14 protein-coding genes are annotated in these 17978 nt (G+C 50.6%); 3 read left to right on the forward strand and 11 right to left on the reverse strand.

Annotation, left to right across the window (positions count from 1 at the left end):
* Nucleotides 1-77: 77 nt before the first annotated feature.
* The 3 genes from ACJJIR_RS05855 to ACJJIR_RS05865 all read left to right on the forward strand — a co-directional run bounded on the left by ACJJIR_RS05855 (nt 78) and on the right by ACJJIR_RS05865 (nt 1723).
* The gene (locus tag ACJJIR_RS05855) at nt 78-620 is read left to right on the forward strand and encodes a flavodoxin (RefSeq protein WP_444907634.1); all 543 of its coding nucleotides are present in this window, start codon (nt 78-80) and stop codon (nt 618-620) included.
* Nucleotides 621-626: 6 nt separating this feature from the next.
* Nucleotides 627-995, forward strand: a complete 369-nt coding sequence (locus tag ACJJIR_RS05860; protein WP_444907635.1) for a hypothetical protein — start codon at nt 627-629, stop codon at nt 993-995.
* Between the two features lie 266 nt (nt 996-1261).
* Nucleotides 1262-1723: a Spy/CpxP family protein refolding chaperone gene (locus tag ACJJIR_RS05865; RefSeq protein ID WP_444907636.1), complete on the forward strand. Its 462-nt coding sequence runs from the start codon at nt 1262-1264 to the stop codon at nt 1721-1723.
* An 82-nt stretch (nt 1724-1805) separates the two neighbouring features.
* Here the strand turns inward: ACJJIR_RS05865 and ACJJIR_RS05870 are convergent, their stop codons facing one another.
* From ACJJIR_RS05870 to ACJJIR_RS05920, 11 genes are all read right to left on the reverse strand, one after another.
* Complete coding sequence (locus ACJJIR_RS05870; RefSeq protein WP_444907637.1) at nt 1806-3761, reverse strand: alpha/beta hydrolase family protein; 1956 nt, start codon at nt 3759-3761, stop codon at nt 1806-1808.
* 121 nt (nt 3762-3882) lie between these two features.
* The gene (locus ACJJIR_RS05875; RefSeq protein WP_444907638.1) at nt 3883-5937 is read right to left on the reverse strand and encodes a S9 family peptidase; all 2055 of its coding nucleotides are present in this window, start codon (nt 5935-5937) and stop codon (nt 3883-3885) included.
* A 167-nt stretch (nt 5938-6104) separates the two neighbouring features.
* A complete protein-coding gene (locus ACJJIR_RS05880) occupies nt 6105-8180 on the reverse strand; it encodes a S9 family peptidase (protein WP_444907639.1) in 2076 nt (691 codons plus the stop codon).
* Nucleotides 8181-8643: 463 nt separating this feature from the next.
* The gene (locus ACJJIR_RS05885) at nt 8644-9510 is read right to left on the reverse strand and encodes an SDR family oxidoreductase (RefSeq protein ID WP_444907640.1); all 867 of its coding nucleotides are present in this window, start codon (nt 9508-9510) and stop codon (nt 8644-8646) included.
* A gap of 19 nt (nt 9511-9529) precedes the next feature.
* Nucleotides 9530-10261 (reverse strand): cupin domain-containing protein, encoded by a 732-nt coding sequence (locus tag ACJJIR_RS05890; protein ID WP_444907641.1) that lies wholly within the window; start codon nt 10259-10261, stop codon nt 9530-9532.
* Nucleotides 10262-10632: 371 nt separating this feature from the next.
* Entirely contained in the window at nt 10633-11766 is a 1134-nt protein-coding gene (gene dapE / locus ACJJIR_RS05895) for a succinyl-diaminopimelate desuccinylase (RefSeq protein ID WP_444907642.1), read from the reverse strand.
* 94 nt (nt 11767-11860) lie between these two features.
* On the reverse strand, nt 11861-12892 hold the full coding sequence (dapD, locus tag ACJJIR_RS05900) for a 2,3,4,5-tetrahydropyridine-2,6-dicarboxylate N-succinyltransferase (protein WP_444893179.1): 1032 nt from the start codon (nt 12890-12892) through the stop codon (nt 11861-11863).
* 21 nt (nt 12893-12913) lie between these two features.
* Complete coding sequence (locus ACJJIR_RS05905; protein ID WP_108734022.1) at nt 12914-13258, reverse strand: ArsC family reductase; 345 nt, start codon at nt 13256-13258, stop codon at nt 12914-12916.
* Nucleotides 13259-13260: 2 nt separating this feature from the next.
* On the reverse strand, nt 13261-13929 hold the full coding sequence (gene nth, locus ACJJIR_RS05910; protein WP_413662821.1) for an endonuclease III: 669 nt from the start codon (nt 13927-13929) through the stop codon (nt 13261-13263).
* Between the two features lie 74 nt (nt 13930-14003).
* Nucleotides 14004-15176 (reverse strand): succinyldiaminopimelate transaminase, encoded by a 1173-nt coding sequence (gene dapC / locus ACJJIR_RS05915; protein WP_444907643.1) that lies wholly within the window; start codon nt 15174-15176, stop codon nt 14004-14006.
* 31 nt (nt 15177-15207) lie between these two features.
* Nucleotides 15208-17913 carry a [protein-PII] uridylyltransferase gene (locus ACJJIR_RS05920; RefSeq protein WP_444907644.1) on the reverse strand — a complete coding sequence of 902 codons (2706 nt, stop codon included), beginning with the start codon at nt 17911-17913 and terminating at the stop codon, nt 15208-15210.
* Nucleotides 17914-17978: the final 65 nt, after the last annotated feature.

The following is a 17978-nucleotide window of genomic DNA, read 5'->3' on the forward strand; positions in this document are numbered from 1 at the left end:
GCCCGGTTATTGCTGGGAGAATACGCCGCCTTGTAATTTAGTATGTAGCGGCCCGGATTGGGCGGAGAGGGTTGACTGTGAGTAAAATCGGCTTGTTCTATGGCAGTGATGAGGGTAATACCGAGTCTGTAGCTTTGCGCATCCGCGCCCGCCTTGGCGAAGACAATGTAGACCTGTTTGATATTGCCGATGTCACCCAGTTGGATATTGCTAATTATCAGTATCTTATCTTTGGAATCCCTACCTGGGACTTTGGTCAGATTCAATCTGACTGGGAAGAGTTCTGGGAGGATGTGCAGGAAATCGATTTTAGCGGAAAGACCGTCGCTTTATTTGGCCTGGGAGACCAATTTGGGTACGGCGACTATTTCCTGGATGCGATGGGCATGCTCCACGATGTTATTGTGGAAAAAGGAGCCACTATAGTCGGTCACTGGTCCACTGAAGGCTACGAGTATGAAGCCTCAAAAGCTGAAGTCGAAGGTGGAGCAAAGTTTGTCGGCCTGGCTATTGATGAAGACCAGCAGGAAGAGATGACCACAGAGCGGCTGAATCGCTGGTGTCTGCAAATAGCTGAAGAGCTTGCCCTTGATAGTGATGTTCTTGAGTTGGATGACTGATTCGTTATGAAAAGCTCTCTGTTGTTCAGCGAGTTTTGGCCCTGGCTGGCAGAGCATACAAATTGCATCGTCAGGGCCGGAAGTAGTGATTCGGTAGTATACGATGATGATGACTACCACTGGCGCTTCACCGCTGAAGATGCCCGTACCAAGTTGGTTCAGGTAATGCGCGGTAAACGACCCGTCGCCGAGCTGTTTATTGAGCCTGAACATATAGCCGCTGTGCGTATTTCTCCCGGGGAGCGGGGAGAGTACAACTTTGACCTGGTAGCAGAAGTCCAGGGGCGCGAGCAGGTTGTTTATTACTTTGTTCTGACTCACTCACTGGAAGATGTGGATACGAAACAAAATCCCTCCTCAGCCGCTCTCCATTAAAAACCTCTAAATGTTGTGGAAGTTATACTAGTCAGCCCTGTATAACTTCCGGATTAAATTTCCAATTTAAATTCTATCCCTCTCTTTTATTTCCCTTCACAACCATTAATTTGAAAATTTTTTTATAGTCGGTGCATTTTGTAAGCTGTATTCATTATAAAAAGCGCTTGTTGTGAGTTCTTAACAAAGGTTTACCACAGTTATCCCCCGTTTACACGGCGCCCACTTACTATGTGCTTACTGAATGCAAACGAGAGGGTTGAACGATGAAAAACTGGAAAACTGTAGTAGGTAGTTTGGCTTTGGCTGGCGTTGTAGCAGTACCAGCCGTTGGCATGGCATGTGATGGTAAAGGACGTATGGATGGTCGCGGCCATGGACCAGAAAAAATTGCTAAAGAGCTGGACCTGACGGAAGCTCAAAAGGATCAACTGAAGGAGCTTCGCGAGTCCAACCGTGAAGGAAAAATAGCTAAGCGCGAAGAAATGCATAAAGCGTATGAAGAGTTGCGTGAAGCAATACGTTCCGGTGCCGATCAGCAGACACTGGAAAGCCTGGGGGCGGAGATTGGCAAACTGGAAGTCGCTAAAATGCAGAGCCGCAACCAGATGCGCACTCAATTTGAGTCTGTATTAACAGATGAGCAGCTCGCCAAGCTGGAAATCCTGAAGGCTGAAAAAAAGGATCGTCATATGAAGAAGTGGAAGGCGTATCGCGATCACGGTTAAGTGGGTAGCCTGCTTGAGGTGACTGAGCAATTGAAAATATGTAGCCCCTAAATTAACTGGGGCTACATTTTAATTGAACTCTTTACCCTTCGCTAGATTGCTTTTCGCTAGCCCCAACACCAATATGTTGATCCAGGAATTCTAATAGTTCTGTATAGAGTTTCATTCTATTTTCTTCGGTATAAAAGCCGTGTCCTTCATTTTTTACAAATAGAGTTTTAATCGGTTTGTTTTCTTTTCTAAACTCCTTTACTAGCATTTCTGCATGCTCAATGGGGGCTCGCTCGTCTTCCTCTCCATGAATCAAGAAAACTGGTAAATTAAGTTTGCCGGCATTGTGTACAGGAGAGTTGACTTTTAGAAACTCCTTATCTTTACTAAGTGTCTTTTTAAGGTAAGCAACGCCGCGATCTCTTCTCTTAATATCCCCTTTTGTGTACATCATCTCCAAATCGTATACGCCTACATAACCTACAGCACATTGGTATAAATCAGGGTTGCGGATAGGATTCATCAGAGCCGAATAACCCCCAAAGCTAGCGCCATAGATGCAAATTCGATCAGGGTCTGCATATCCTTTCCCTATGGCCCAATGAACGGCGTCGGCAATATCTTGTTGAATTTTTCCTCCCCACTCCCTGAGTCCTGCTGAATAAAACCCCTGGCCATAACCAGTGGAACCACGAAAGTTAACTTGAAGTACAAGATATCCATTTTGAGACAGAATTTGTGCATTGCGATCATACCCCCAATAATCACGTGAATGAGGGCCGCCGTGAGGTAATACAACCATAGGGTTTAATTTTTCAGAGCCCTGTGGAAAGGTGAGGTAAACTCCTACTTCTAAATTGTCCTCTGTAGTGAAGCTGCCAGCGAGCATTGGATTGAGCTGGTCGGGTTTTAGCCATTCAGCAGAAGATATTAAAAAATTAACGGATGTTGATTTCAGGTTTACCAAGTAATAGTCGCCTGGCAAGCGATCACCGTATACCTTCATTACACCTAAAGAACCATCGGCGGTGAAGCTTGTAAACGTTACATGAAATCCCTGAAACGCCTGTTTCAATCCTCTAAATAGTGAAGAAAAACTGTCATCCTCATCAAAAAAATGTTCAGTTGGGTAGTCTGGCTGTAGATAAACGCCTAAAGGTTTATATGAGGCTGGGGAATAGATGATATCGTGTATATCTGATCTTTCATGCTGGAAAACCAAAGAGTAGTCTTCAGATCCAGGTTTTAACTTTACTAAGGCTTCGGTTTGAGATTTTTGAGGGATGGTTAAGTAAGATTCGCCGGTGTCTGTGTCAAAACCGACTGGAGTTCCAGATTTTAGCAGAGGAGTTTTAATTCTGTGCCAATCGTTCTTTTCTCTGATAAATAATTGATATTTGTTATTTTTGTCAGTGCCGTCTGCGAAGAGAAGGTTTCCTGCACCGTCAGTGTAAGCGCGCCCGTCAACTTGTGGAAGCCTTGCAATACGCTTTTTCACCCCTGTATATATGTTGAGTTTTGCAACCTCACCCCTGGATTCCTGGTTCCTTGCCCAAGGGTACGTGGAAATTAGTATCTCTTTCTTTTTTTGAGGGAGTGGATCGATAATTTTTGCATGTGCACGAGTAGTTTCAGCTTTTTTGAATAAGGATCCGACTTGGTTCTCGCCTGCAAGATGCCCAAAAATATTCTTCCCGAATGAGCCATCGTAATTAATAGCATAAAGTGAGCCGTAAAAAACAGGAGTCTCCAGAGCTGACTGTCGTGACATTACTTCAGCTACTACTCTTTCATTGTTTGCCCAGTAGAAATCACCGACCTCCTCCTTACCTCTAAAACGTAAAAGACCAGTAATTTTTAGAGGGGTAATAGACATGAATACCAATATACGCTCACCTTCGTGTAATTTTCTCACTGCTAGGTGGGAGCCCGCTGGAGATATTTTCACATCTTCAATATTTGCATGTCGTATGAGATCTTCTAGGGGTGCTGTACTGGAAAATACAAATGTAGGCCAGAGAATTAGAACTAATATTAGTCTGCGCATAAATTCCTCCTTGTAAATTATAAGGATAATTATGCGTTAGATTTAGTGTGGAAAATAGTGGTGAATTAGGGCGGGCCTTTAAAGCCCGCCAGGAGGGGGTTAAATTAATTGGTACGAATGATTAGTTTTTTGCTAAGTCTTTACTTTCCCTATCGGGTTTGTGCTGATCAAACCAATATAGAATCGATGCAACTTTTGCCACTAACTGACTTGGCCTGGCAGCGATACTGTGGGATGCCCCTGGAATGCGAACCATGGCAGCGTCAACGTCATTAAGTTTTAGTGCTTGATAAAACTGTTCTGTTTCTGACATCGGTGTGCGGTAGTCCTCTTCCCCGGTTAAGAGCATGGTGGGAGTGGTAACGTTTCCGACATAGGTGAGCGGTGAGCGACGGCGGTATTCCTCAGGTTTCTCCCAGGGCATCCCTGAGAACCAATAGCTAGTAAAAAACCTCGAATAATCAGCAGTTAAAACGAAGCTCTCCCAGTTGATGACAGGCTTGGCAACAACAGCAGCCCTGAAGCGATCGGTTTTGCCAATAATCCAGGCTGTCAGTGTACCCCCACCACTGCCACCTGTAACAAAAAGCTGCTCTTCATCAATATAACCTTGAGCAATTACTGCATCGACGCCAGAAATCAGGTCGTCGTAATCCTGGCTCGGGTAGTTATGGTGAATTAAGTTGGCAAATTCATGGCCGTAGCTGGTGGAGCCACGGGGGTTAGTGTACAGAACAACATAACCAGCAGCGGCAAATAATTGGACTTCGGCGGCAAATCTGGGGCCGTAATTAGAGAAGGGACCACCGTGAATTTCCAATAGAAGGGGATACTTCTTCTCGGGGTCGAAATTGGGTGGGTAAGCGACCCAGCCCTGAACATCTCGGCCGTCAAAGCTCGATTTGTAGTTGATCTCCTCAATATTTGCCATCTCGCGCAGTGGCATCAGGTCGCCATTGAGCTCGGTGAGTGCCTGGGTTTTGCCGTTGCGCGCTAGAGCCAGTTCGGCGGGATTTTGAGGGGTTGTTTGTGTGTAGGCGATGTCCCCGCGTTTGGAGACTGCAAAATTGGCACCGGAGTATGGGCGTCCCAGCGAAAGGCCTCCAGCGTCGCTGGCCATTAGGGTTTCGCTGGAACCAATTTTCTTGATGGCAATTTTGGTGGAGCCGTGATCGTCGTAGCTATAGGCAATTCGCTTGCTATCGCCCAGCCAGTGGAAGTTGGAGATGCTGCGATCCTTGGCAGTTTTTATTTTACGGGACTCCCCGCTATTGATATCCAGAATGTGCAGAGCATGTTGTTGATATCCGAGCTTTTGATCCTCAAAACCTAAATAGGCCAGCTTCGTACCATCTGGAGACATCTGCGGGTGATGGTCGGGACCATAACGTTCGGTAATTTGCTCGATACTGCCGTTTTTTAGGCTTACCTTGTAAATTTCCGAGTTCATCAGCTCGATTTCGTGATCGGGATGGCGATTGGCTGAGAAGTAAATTGCATCGTTATTTTTACTCCAGGCGAGACTGCTGTGGTGATCGTACTCGCCTTCTGTAAGCTGGCGAGGGGTACCGCCCTCTCGAGGGATCACAAAAACCTGTACATGCCCTTGCTTTAAATAGCCCATGCCATCTGAACGATAAATGCTGCTGTCGATAAACTGTGGTGGCTTAGCCCACTCTGCGCCTTCCGGGGCACTGGGAAGCTTTACTGGCAAAGGTTTGCTTTCCGGTACGAACATAGTGAAAGCTATTTGCTTACCATCCCGTGACCACTGGATATTGGAGGGGGATTTTGGCAGGTGAGTAATCTGCAGATTTTGGCCATTATCTAACCACAGCAGGTGGATCTGCGGGCTGCCACTGCGGGTGCTGATAAAAGCGATGGTCTTCCCGTCTGGGGATAGCTGTGGGGAGTAATCGGAGTAGTCCCCAGAGGTCAGAGGGCGGTGATCTTTGCCATCGGTACCGATACGCCAAAGGTTCGCGCGCTTGCCGTCTTTCATTTTGTTCATTGAGTTGCGGACGTAATAAATACTTTTCCCGTCACTGCTGAACTGAGGGCTACTCGCGTATTCGAGGTTAAATACATCCTCGTAACTAAAATTGGGTAGTTGGTTATCAGCGAGCGCAGGGCTGGCGATAAACATCGCTGCGACAATTTTTATTAGCCGGTTCATGATCTTTAGGCTCCTCCTTCTTGTTTCCTAGAGGATACCTGAGGAAGGGGGGGGTAAAGGGAGTGATCCGTTGACTGGTGTGCTCGATGGGATAATCCGTGATGGAGCAGCAGGATGGCTGACCTGCTACTCCGTTATTTGGCCGAATATACCTGTAAAATTTTGAATTAGTTGGTTGCTAAGTCCTCGCTTTCATTTTCTCTATCGGGTTTGTGTTGATCAAACCAGTAGAGGGTCGAAGCTACTTTAGAGATTCTCTTGCTGGGTCTATCGGAAAAGTTATGGGATGTGTTTGGAAGGCGCACCATAGCCGCCTCTACATCATTTAACTTTAGTGCTTGGTAAAACTGTTCGGTCTCAGATATCGGGGTGCGATAATCGTTTTCTCCGGTCAATAGCATGGTCGGTGTAGTGACATTGCCAATATATGTGAGTGGAGAGCGGCGTCGATACTCCTCGGGGGCCTCCCAAGGCATCCCGGAAAACCAGTAGCGAGTAAATATTTTGGAGTAATCGGCAGTTAGAACAAAGCTCTCCCAATTGATTACCGGTGCGACAACTACCGCAGCCCTGAATCGTTCAGTTTTACCAATAATCCAGGCCGTCAGTGTGCCGCCGGCACTCCCACCTGTGACAAATAATTGATCCTCATCGATATAGCCTTGGGCGATAACTGCATCGACACCTGCCATTAGGTCATCGTAATCCTGGCTAGGGAAGTTGTGATGGATCAGGTTGGCAAACTCATTGCCGTAGCTGGTAGAGCCACGAGGGTTAGTGTAGAGCACGACATAGCCTGCGGCGGCAAATAGTTGCATTTCGGCAGAAAAGCGCGGGCCGTAGTTAGATAGTGGGCCACCGTGAATCTCAAGTAACAGGGGGTATTTATTTTGGGGGTCGAAATTTGGGGGGTAGGCTATCCAGCCCTGGATATTGCGACCATCGAAGCTGGATTTATAGTTGATCTCTTCCACATGGGCCATATTGCGTAGAGGTATCAAATCACTGTTGATCGCCGTGAGAGTTTTTATCTTGCCGCCACGAGAAATTGCAAGTTCTGCGGGAATTTGAGGTGTGGTTTGTGTATAAACTACGTTTCCATGTTTGGAGACAGCAAAATCTGAAAAACTATAGGGCGCGCCTAGTGTCAGTCCACCGGCGTCATCCGCTATCAAGGTTTCCTTTCCGCCAATTTTCTTAATGGCAATTTTGGTTGAGCCATGATCGTCATAGCTGTAAGCAATATGCTTACTGTCAGCGAGCCACTGAAAATCGGAAACGCTACGATCGCTGGCAGTTTTTATTAGCTGGTTTTTTCCACTAGCGAGGCCGATCACTCGCAAAGTGTTTTGGTGGTAGGAAAACCGCTGATCTTCAAAGCCTAAATATGCTAGCTTTTTTCCGTCGGGTGAGATTTGAGGTTGAAAATCGGGGCCAAATCTTTCGGTTACTTGCTCAATATTCCCATCGTCGATATTTACCTTGTAAATTTCTGAATCCAGCAGTTCAATTTCATGATTTGGGTGGCGATTTGCTGAAAAGTAAATGGCCTTATTATTTTTGCCCCAGCTGAGTTGGCTATTGTGCTCGTAGTCCCCACTGGTGAGCTGGCGGGGAGTACCTCCTTCACGGGAAATCATGAAAACCTGTGAATTGCCCTGCTCTAAGTATCCCTGGCCCTCAATGCGATATAAGCTCTTGTCGATAAACTGAGGTGTTTCCTCCCACTCGCCCCCTTCTGGTGGTGTGGGAAGCTCCACTGGCAGCGGTTTGCTCTCGGGCACGAACATGGTGAAGGCGATATGCTGACCATCGTGTGACCACTGGATATTTGATGGGGCTTTGGGTAGATGGGAAATTTGCTCACTTTTACCATTATCCAGCCACAATAAATGTATCTGGGGCTTTCCACTCCTGTCGCTGATAAAGGCAATGGTTTTTCCATTTGGAGATAGATGTGGCGAGTGGTCGTGAAAATCTCCCGAAGTTAAGGGGCGATGATCTTTGCCATCATCGCTGATATACCAGAGGTTTGCCCTTGTGGTATCTGCCATTTTGTTCAGGGAGTTGCGCACGTAATAAATATTTTTATCGTTAGTGCCAAACTGTGGGTCGCTGGCGTACTCCAGGTCGAAAATATCCTCGTAGCTAAAATTGGGTGAATGTTCATTTGTATTTGCGTGGGTGGAAAATGCCGGGCTTGCAATAACTGCCGCAGCGATAAACTTTATAAACCTATCCATGGTCCGTGAGCTCCTTTTTATTATTAGATGCAGCATACCGAAGGGGTGTCAACAGAGGAGATAAATACGCTGAAGTGTAGTATTGAAGGGATAGTCAGTTTATTTGGCGGATAAACCTTTTGGAGTTTTACTTTCTCAAAAAGGAAAGCCGGGGCAGATCAAAATTAAACTTGGTGCTTTCGTCTTTTTTGAGCCTGTAAAATAAGCCAGATTAATCGAAATAGTAGCTATGTTAATACTTTCCGATAAATATCTTTGAGGGTATCAAACTGGTCGATCCCAACCATTTCGTCACACTGTGTGAATAGTAGTTTTTCGGGTTCTAATTCGGTAACCACAATTCTGGTGGGCACGGTACTAATGGGACCTGGGTGTGTATTGGGCTAACGGAACAAAGGGTGACCTACCACTACGATAATAGCGGCTGTATTGAAAAGGAGGTGAACTACGGTACTTGGTGGCTTTAGGTTTCACTCTGCCATGTGTTGGCCGTTTCCTCTACGAAACTTCGATAGCTTCGCGGGCCCTGCGGCAAAAGTGCGGCCTGAGCCTCGAGATCTTCCTGATGGATTGGATGGCCGTTTGTTTTGAACCAGCGATGCATGACCAGAAGATCGAAATTCAGCCACGGAGGCACCATGGTTTCGATGCTGTTGGCAAATTCTTCCGGCGTTAGGTCAGGGTAGATGACGGCGTGACCAAGTGCTATGGACCAGAGTGCGGCGGTTTCATTGCCGTTAGGGGCATCCAAACTCGACAAAAGAAATACTTCGTTCTTCGCCCTTATGTCTAAGAGTGCTGACGCTGCTGCGAGCGCAACATCACGGATATCAATACGTGCAACCGGGTGGGGCCCCAACGGCGTTGCATAAGCACCTGCAGTGATCACATCCTTCTGAACAAGATCATTCTGAGCGAAGTAGGTGGGCCGTAGTATCGTGTGCGCGATCCCACTTGCTCGCAGCGCTGTTTCAATGGCGAATTTTCCACCCGCATGGGGAATCATCGGTGCGCGAACTGCAAGATCGCTCGATAGATAAACGATGTGTCTGGGGGGTGATTCAGCGGCGATCGCCAGTGTGGAGAGGCCTTGATGGGTCTCCTTGGGACTATTTGCGATGAGTAGAAAGATACTCTCAACTCCCTTAAATGCGGACCTCAGGGTGGGAGGGTCGTCCATATCGGCAATGACTGTACCAATATCATCGGGGAGACTTGCGGCATAGGCAGTCGATCGTGTGGCGACCCGGATCTTTGCCCCACTCGCATACAAGATCGGAATGAGGGCCCGGCCGACGTTTCCTGAGCCGCCAAAGATAAGGACAGTCATCGATGTAATCCATTGATGCTCAGGGCCAGACTGCGCAAAAGAATGCGCGAAAAGGTTTGTCGGCGTGCCACCCTACCGGGGCATTCAATGGTAGGAAGAAGCTGTCGCCGGCGTGGAAGGTCTCTTCGCTGTTTGACGTTGTGACCCGTACCGACCCCTCCAGCATACATATCAGCTCGCTCCGACTGAAATCTGTGATATCGCAACGACAAGGGCCGGATATTAATGTGCCGACCTGGATCCTGCCATCACCAGACTCGTATGCCAGATGCCGGGCCTGGTGTGGCTCTAGAGCGCTGAGACTGGTCTCTCTGCAGTCGTCTTCTGAAATATTTGGAAGCGGGCGCACGACTCTCAGCTTAGATGGATCAGTCTCTGCAGGATACTCATCATTGAATAAATTGATAAAGTACTTGCGGTAGTATACCGGCATGTCCCATGCGCAATTAAGGCCTTGCGGGAGGAAAAACGGCTCTCCAGCAGAGATAACTTCTTTGTGTCCTGTTTCGTCGATAATGCCGACGTGGCCCTCGATCAGAAGCATAAACTCAAAGAGTGGATAGGGATTGAGCCCCGTGCTGCTTCCGCCAGAGCAATCCCATGTCCCAGTGCAGAGGCCGTTGCGCTCAAAGGCTTTATACCCTCGCTGGATAGGTGTCGGGCCGGTAAGAAAAAAGGGGGGGATGACAGCCCAGGACTCAAGGCCTTTGCCACTTGGGTTGTGCGGGTCCAACTTGATTACGCTTTTCATGGCGTCTTTCTCGAGGGCTCGAGATGGTGGCAGGAGCCGCGCGACTCGAGAATCAGTGAGCGGTTGGTGGTCGTCGGCGCGATTCACTAAGTATCTCTGCCGCAACTCATTTAGTAGTCTAAACCAACTTGGCGATAGATGTAGCTCTCGATAAATTGTGTCGGCCCGAGCCACCGCGCACGGTCTAGAGCAATGGGGGGCTTGTATTGGCAGAGTTGGTAAATACGCTGAATAGTAATATTCAAGAGGTAGCCAGTTTTTGGCCAGATAAACCTGCAGAAGTTTTGCTGCCCCAGCCATGAAAACTGGGGCCTCGCAAAAGAATACTTTGAGCTTTCGCCCTTTTCGAGCTTCTAGGGGGGCGGATTAATTTAAGTGAGTAGCTCTTTTAAGACTTCCCGATAAATATCTTTGAGGATATCCAGGTGGTCGGCCTCAACCCTTTCGTCCACTTTATGGATAGTGGCATTTACCGGTCCCAGTTCTACGACCTGGGCTCCGGTAGGGGCAATAAAGCGGCCATCGGAAGTGCCGCCGGCGGTCGATAGCTCCGTTTTTTCCCCGGTGATGGTGAGAATTGCCTGCTGGGTTGCCTGAACCAGTGGGCCTGCGGCAGTGAGAAAAGGCAATCCGGATAATTTAAAATTCGCCTCGTACTTGAGGTTGTGCTTATCCAGGATTGCGCGGGCCCGAGTCTCAAGGTCTTCGGCTGTTAATTCAGTGGAAAAACGCCAGTTGCAGAGTAAATCCACTTCGCCGGGAATAACATTGGTTGCGCCGGTGCCGCCATTGATATTGGAAACCTGGAAGCTGGTTGCGGGGAAGAATTCATTCCCCTGGTCCCACTCTTCGGCAGCGAGCTCGGCGAGAGCAGGGGCCAGGGTATGTATCGGATTCTCGGCCAGGTGAGGGTAGGCTACATGGCCTTGGGTGCCGAGAACTTTTAGTTCCAGGCCGAGTGAGCCCCTGCGCCCATTTTTTATAATATCGCCAACCCGTTCACTACTGGATGGCTCGCCGACGATACAGCAGTCAATCTTTTCTCTCTGCTCCTCGAGCCACTCGACAACCTTAACGGTGCCGTTTGTTGCGGGGCCCTCTTCGTCGCTGGTGATCAGAAATGCTATGCGACCAATGTGGTCTGGGTGTGCCGCAATGAACTCCTCACAGGCAACCACCATGGCTGCCAGGGAACCCTTCATGTCCGCCGCACCGCGGCCATATAGAAAACCGTCGCGAATTTCAGGCTCGAACGGGGGGCAGCTCCAGTTTTCTTCTGGGCCTGTGGGTACGACATCGGTGTGTCCGGCAAAGGCGAGCAGGGAGCCTTCACTAGAGCCATCGCGTACTGCCCAAAAATTATCGGTGTCACCTCTGCGCAATTTTGTTACCTGGAATCCTATTTTTTCCAGGCGCTGGATCATAAGGTCCATACACCCCGCATCTTCGGGGGTGACAGAGCGGCGGCGAATCAGGTCGAAAGCGAGTTGGAGGGTGGGAGTCACTTGGGCTTTCCTTGTATAGGGAGATGGGCCGCAAAGAGGCGGCTAGAGGGGTGGGATGCAGCAGTGCGGAACTGAAGTTCCGCACTGTGCAATTTTAATTGCTGTGTAGAGCTTCATTGAGCTCGATAGCACTCTTGTTGGTGAGACATTCCACTGCACCATTAGTGGAGTTACGGCGGAATAGTAAATCGGATTTTCCGGCCAGGTCTCTGGCCTTGATGTGCTCTACCAGCTTGCCGCTGTCATCGAGCAGGGCGATTTTAGTTCCAGCGGTAATGTAGAGCCCAGCTTCTACTGTGCAGCGGTCGCCAAGGGGAATGCCGATGCCGGCATTAGCGCCGAGTAGGCAGTTATCGCCTACCGAGATAACGATATTCCCGCCGCCGGAAAGCGTGCCCATGGTGGAGCTGCTGCCACCGAGATCGGAACCGGCGCCGACAAATACCCCGGCGGAAATACGGCCTTCAATCATGCCGGGCCCTTCGGTGCCAGCATTAAAGTTAACAAAGCCCTCGTGCATGATTGTGGTGCCTTCCCCAAGGTATGCGCCCAGGCGCACTCGAGCGGTGTGTGCGATACGAACCCCAGCCGGTACTACGTAGTTGGTCATTTTGGGGAATTTATCCACGCAGGAGACATCCAGGTACTCACCTTTGAGCCTTGCATCCAGTTGTCGCTGCGGTAATTCCTCGAGATCGATGGCCCCCTGGTTGGTCCAAGCGACATTAACCAGCTTGCCAAAAATACCATCGAGTTTGGTCTCATGGGGTTTTACCAGACGGTGGGATAGAAGATGTAGCTTCAGGTAGGCCTCGGGCACTGACTGCGGGGCTTCGTCAGTAGCCAAAATAACTACTGCGAGTGGTCTTTGGGAATTGGCAAATTGCTGCAGGATTTCCGCCTGGTCAGCGGCGCCTGCACTGTGGAGAGCATCGGCTAATTTCTGTAGCTGGGTGGAGTCCAGAGGCAGGCTGTGATTTCCCTCTGCCACGCCGAGCGTTTCAGTAACCGCGTTAGCGATTTCTGCACTGGGTTTAAACAGGGGTTTGGGATAGTAAACTTCGAGCCAGTCGCCCTTGCTGTTACAGGTGCCGACACCAAAACCGATGCTGTAAATATTGCTCATGGTGGTTATCTCCTAATTCGACTAGCTTTGCAGTTGTTCGAAGGTCGCCTCTTTAAAACCGAAAAGGGTTTCCTTTGAGGTGGTGGTGACCGGGCGTTTGATTAAGGTAGGGGTCGCACTGGCCAGATCTAAGGCGAGTGCATTGTCCATTTCGTTTTTCTGTTCATCGCTCAGTTCACGCCAGCTCGTTGAGCGGCGATTTAGGACCTCTTGCCAGCCAAATTTATCCAGCCATGCTTGAAGGGGGACATCTTCCATGCCGTCTACGCGAAAATCGTGAAAGCGATAATCGACTCCATTTTTCTCCAGCCATTTGCGGGCTTTTTTTACGGTGTCACAGTTTTTAATGCCGTACAGAGTAATCACGGTTACGCCTTTTTGGTTTTCTTGGGGTTTTTACGGTTGGGGTAGCAGGTTGTGCAGATTTCACAGACGGTGCCGTCGCAGCCCCGCGCAGAGCAGAACTCGCGACCGTAGAAAATAATCTGCAGGTGCAATTTATTCCACTTGTCTCTTGGGAACAGTCGCTTCAAGTCTTTTTCCGTCTGGGTGACATTTTTGCCATTCGTCAGGCCCCAGCGCTGGGCCAATCTGTGAATGTGGGTATCGACGGGAAACGCCGGGTGCCCAAAAGCCTGTGACATAACCACGCTCGCCGTCTTGTGTCCGACCCCGGGCAGGGTCTCCAGCGCGGCCATATTCTCGGGCACTTCGCCATGGTATTCGTTGATCAGGATCTGCGAGAGCTTGCTGATGGCTTTGGATTTTTGCGGTGAGAGGCCACAGGGGCGAATGACTTTTTGGATCTCCTCTACTGGGACCTGCGCCATATCCCTGGGGTTGTCTGCCAGCTGCCAGAGCGCAGGGGTTATCTGGTTGACCCGCTCATCGGTGCATTGAGCGGATAGGAGTACCGCAACCAACAGGGTATAGGAGTCTTTGTGATCGAGAGGAACGGGAGTTTCCGGGTAGAGTTCCTCCAGGCGCTGCAAAATATAAGTGACGCGCTCTTGCTTGAGTAGATTTTTTACTGCCATTGTTAAGGTATGCCTGGGCGTGGGGTTCCTGTATGTGCTCGAGTTGTCAGTTGTTCTTGAAAAGTGAGTTGGCCTTACCTGCAAAATGCCTTTATGCGGTGCGCAGCGTCGATGCACTCTTGCAGTGTCGCTACCAGTGCCAGACGCACATACTCGCGACCGGGGTTCAAGCCGATGCTATCGCGGGCGAGAAATGCACCGGGAAGTACCGTGATATTTTGCGCCTCATAGAGTTCCCTAGCAAAACGCTCACCATCCTCGACCTTGGGCCATAGATAAAAGCTTGCCTGTGGCTGTTGTACCTCTAGGCAGCCGTCGAGAATTTCGAGAACTGAAGAAAACTTTTCACTGTAAAGCGCGCGATTCTGGCGGACGTGTTCCTCATCCTGCCAGGCTGCGATCGAAGCATATTGATTGGGCAGCGGCATGGCGCAGCCGTGGTAAGTTCGATAGAGCAAAAACTTTTGCAGCAGATCGGCATCACCGGCGACGAAGCCCGAACGAAGCCCGGGTAGATTAGAGCGCTTTGATAGGCTGTGGAATACTACACAGCGGCGAAAGTCTGTTCGCCCGATTTCCTCACAGGCCTGTAATAGCCCTGTCGGCGGTGATGACTCGTCAAAATACAGCTCCGAATAACACTCATCGGAGGCGATGGTGAAATCGTAGCGATCTGCCTTCTCTATCAGCTGTTTGAAATCTTCAATTTCGAGAAGGGCGCCGGTGGGGTTGCCGGGAGAGCAGAGGTAAAGCAATTCGCATTGCTGCCATACGGATTCCGGCACCGAGGTGAAATCTGGTTTGAATTGGTTTTCTGCCACACAGTTAATAAAGTGCGGCTGCGCCCCGGCGAGAAGGGCCGCGCCCTCATAGATCTGGTAGAAGGGGTTGGGCATCAGGACTTTGCTGCCTGCGGAAACGGTCGCCTGGGCGAATGCAAAAAGTGCTTCTCGGGTCCCGTTGACCGGCAGCACCTGGTTATCTGCGCTCACATTGGAGAGCTGAAAGCGCCGGCTCAGCCAGTCGGCGATCGCCTGCCGCAGGGGCTCTATTCCCTTGGTCAGTGGGTAGGCGGCAAGCTTGTCCAGGTGTCGAACAAGCTCGGCACTGACAAACTCCGGTGGCGCATGCTTGGGCTCACCGATGGATAGTGCAATATGCGGCTTGTCCGCCGCTTGGAGGCCCTCTTTCAGGGCTTGCAGCTTGGTAAATGGATAGGGCTGCAGCTGTTCCAGATTTGGGTTCATGGTCGTGAGCGGGCCTCGGGCTTTTTTTCTGTTAGGCTTCTTGGTTGTTCAGTTCCAGGCAAATGGCTTTTTCCAGTGCGCCGTTGGCCTCGATGTCGGTAAGTGGTGATCCCTCGGCATCGGTAATGTGAAAAATATCTTCGACTCGTTCGCCGAGTGTCGAAATTTTTGCATTGTGCAGGCGCAGATCGTGGGAAATAAAAATTCGCGCGATGCGGGCCAGCAAGCCGGGTCTGTCGGCACTGGTAATTTCCAGGGTGCTGTAATGATCGCCGGGTTCAGTGGAGAGATGAGCCTGGCTTTTCAATTCAAACATTTTAAGACGGCGGGGCGTACGTCGCTGAATGATCTTTGAGTAGTCCTCAACCAGGGCTAATTCCTGCTGTAGTGTGTCGCGAATCTGCGCTAGGCGCTGGGGTTCGTCCAGTAGCGGTTGGCCCGCTTCATCCAGCACGTAAAAAGTATCCAGCGTATAACCGGAGGCAGAATTGTACAGGCGCGCATCGTGAACGTTCAGGTTGAGCATATCCAGCCCGGTAACCGCTGCGGCAAATACGTTGGCTCTATCAGGCGTGTAGACAAAAACCTGGGTAGCGCCATCGTGCTCGCCGGGCCCCGAGTTTCGCGTTAAAACCAGGGTGTCTTTTTGGCTGGTGTCGGGGCTGCTGTGCAGATCGTGGATGGCCGAAGTGTGCCAGGTGATATTGTCAGCGGTCTCGCGAACAAAATAATCATCCCCCATTTGCGCCCAGATATTTTCCACCGAAACTTGCGGAAGTCCCATAGCGTCCAGTTTTTCCATTGCCTGGCAGCGGGTTTCCTCGATGATTTCTTCCCGGTCGATGGGGTTTTCCAGGCCTCGGCGCAGGGCGTGCCGGGTGGCCTGGTAGAGCTGGCGCATCAAGCTGGCCCGCCAGCTGTTCCAGAGCTCCGGGTTGGTGGCATTGATATCTGCGACTGTGAGGGCGTACAGGTAGTCCAGGTGTTCGCGGTCACCCATCTCGCGGGCGAAAGCGTGCACGACTTCGGGATCACTGATGTCCTGCTTCTGTGAAACCTGGCTCATCAATAGATGCTTTTCTACCAGCCAGCAAACCAGACGCCGGTCGCGGGCGGGCAGGTGATGGCGCTGGCAGAATTCCGTCGCATCCACAACGCCCAGCTTGGAGTGGTCGCCACCGCGCCCTTTGGCGATATCGTGGTAGAGGCCGGCGATATACAGCAGTTCCGGTTGGCGCATGCGCTCGAGAATTTCCGCTGCAATCGGGAATTTTTCCCGCGCCTCGGGGCTCCGGAAGCTGCGCATATTGCGCACAACTTGCAAGGTGTGGGCATCCACGGTGTAGATATGGAATAAGTCGTGCTGCATTTGCCCGGTTACCTGCCCAAATTCTGGTAGGTATCGCCCGAGAATGCGGTAGCGGGTCATTCGAGAAAGCTGGGTCGACAAGCCCCGGGGTGAGCGAAGCAGCTGCATAAACAACTGGGTATTTTTCGGATCTGCGCGGAACTGGTCGTCGATCAGGTGTCGGTGTTCGCGAATCAGGCGGATGGTGGAAGCCCGTACTCCGCTAATATCCGGGTTGTTGGCCATCAGCACGAAGATCTCTAGCAGGGCCGAGGGCTCCTGGTTAAATACCTGGGGGTGGGTAACCTCAATATTGCCGTCGCGCAGTTGGAATCGCTCATTTAGCGGAATGACCAGCTGGCTGCCTTTGCGCTGAAGGATGGCTTCGCCGAGATATTGGAGAAGTACATCGTTCAATTCCTGCAGTGCCATCACGATGCGGTAGTAGTTGTGCATAAATTGCTCAACGGCGAGCTGGGTGTCGCTATCTACATAACCAAATTGCTTCGCCAGTTCTCGCTGGTAGTCAAACAGCAGTCGCTCTTCCGCGCGGCCGGCGAGCAGGTGCAAGCCGTAGCGCACACGCCAGAGGAAGGTTTCCCCGGACTGTAATATGGCGAACTCTTCCTCGGTAAAAAATGCCTTTCCCTGCAGTTGCTTCAGGGTGCGCACTTGGAAAAAATATTTGGCAACCCAGGCAATAGTCTGGATATCCCTCAGGCCCCCGGGAGAGTTCTTAATATTGGGCTCAAGAATATATTCAGCAGCCTGCTGATTGCTGTGCCGCTTTTTCTGTTCGGCGAGCTTGGCTTTGAAGAATTCTTCGGTAGGCCATAGCCTTTTGTGTTCCATTTGTGCAGTTAGTTGCTCGCCAACAGTGCTGTCGCCGACAACTGTGCGGGATTCGGTGAGGTTGGTGGCCACGGTGATGTCCTTCGCGGCCAACTCCAGGCACTCCTCGATGTTTCGTACAGAGTGGCCGATATCCAAGCCCAGGTCCCATAAAAAGGCTACCAGGCGCTCTATGTTGTCGATGGTATCCGGGGTTGGGTGATCGCTGGAGAGGATGAGTAAATCGATATCGGAGTGGGGGTGCAGCTCTCCGCGCCCGTATCCGCCCACAGCGAGAAGCCCGATACCGCCCCTCCACTCGAACTGGTGCCAGGCGTAATGCAGAAGGCAGTCCACAAACAGGGCGCGCTCGTGTACCAGTGTGACAACGTCCTCTCCCTCGCGAAAGCGCTCTGCCATTTGCCGTTCGGCTGCGCCGACAGCATCTTTGAATATCTCCAGAGTGGGTTTGTCGCCGGAGCTTAAATCCCTGCGAAAACGAGACTGATCAAAGAAAAACAGGGGGCGTTCAAAGTAGGGAGGGCTGACCGGCTGCATGGGAAGTCCGTTTGGCTCTTGGGCTGCCGCAGGCGGGGCGGCTTGGGTTCGGTTTGCGGAGATTC

This window comes from Microbulbifer maximicatervae (SeqCode) (genome assembly GCF_052467385.1).

Excerpts from the sequence above, each read along its gene's own strand:
- ACJJIR_RS05860 (WP_444907635.1), top strand. The coding sequence starts at position 627 with ATGAAAAGCTCTCTGTTGTTCAGCGAGTTTTGGCCCTGGCTGGCAGAG.
- ACJJIR_RS05865 (WP_444907636.1), top strand. The coding sequence starts at position 1,262 with ATGAAAAACTGGAAAACTGTAGTAGGTAGTTTGGCTTTGGCTGGCGTT.
- ACJJIR_RS05870 (WP_444907637.1), bottom strand. The coding sequence starts at position 3,761 with ATGCGCAGACTAATATTAGTTCTAATTCTCTGGCCTACATTTGTATTT.
- ACJJIR_RS05875 (WP_444907638.1), bottom strand. The coding sequence starts at position 5,937 with ATGAACCGGCTAATAAAAATTGTCGCAGCGATGTTTATCGCCAGCCCT.
- ACJJIR_RS05880 (WP_444907639.1), bottom strand. The coding sequence starts at position 8,180 with ATGGATAGGTTTATAAAGTTTATCGCTGCGGCAGTTATTGCAAGCCCG.
- ACJJIR_RS05885 (WP_444907640.1), bottom strand. The coding sequence starts at position 9,510 with ATGACTGTCCTTATCTTTGGCGGCTCAGGAAACGTCGGCCGGGCCCTC.
- ACJJIR_RS05890 (WP_444907641.1), bottom strand. The coding sequence starts at position 10,261 with ATGAAAAGCGTAATCAAGTTGGACCCGCACAACCCAAGTGGCAAAGGC.
- dapD (WP_444893179.1), bottom strand. The coding sequence starts at position 12,892 with ATGAGCAATATTTACAGCATCGGTTTTGGTGTCGGCACCTGTAACAGC.
- nth (WP_413662821.1), bottom strand. The coding sequence starts at position 13,929 with ATGGCAGTAAAAAATCTACTCAAGCAAGAGCGCGTCACTTATATTTTG.
- dapC (WP_444907643.1), bottom strand. The coding sequence starts at position 15,176 with ATGAACCCAAATCTGGAACAGCTGCAGCCCTATCCATTTACCAAGCTG.
- ACJJIR_RS05920 (WP_444907644.1), bottom strand. The coding sequence starts at position 17,913 with ATGCAGCCGGTCAGCCCTCCCTACTTTGAACGCCCCCTGTTTTTCTTT.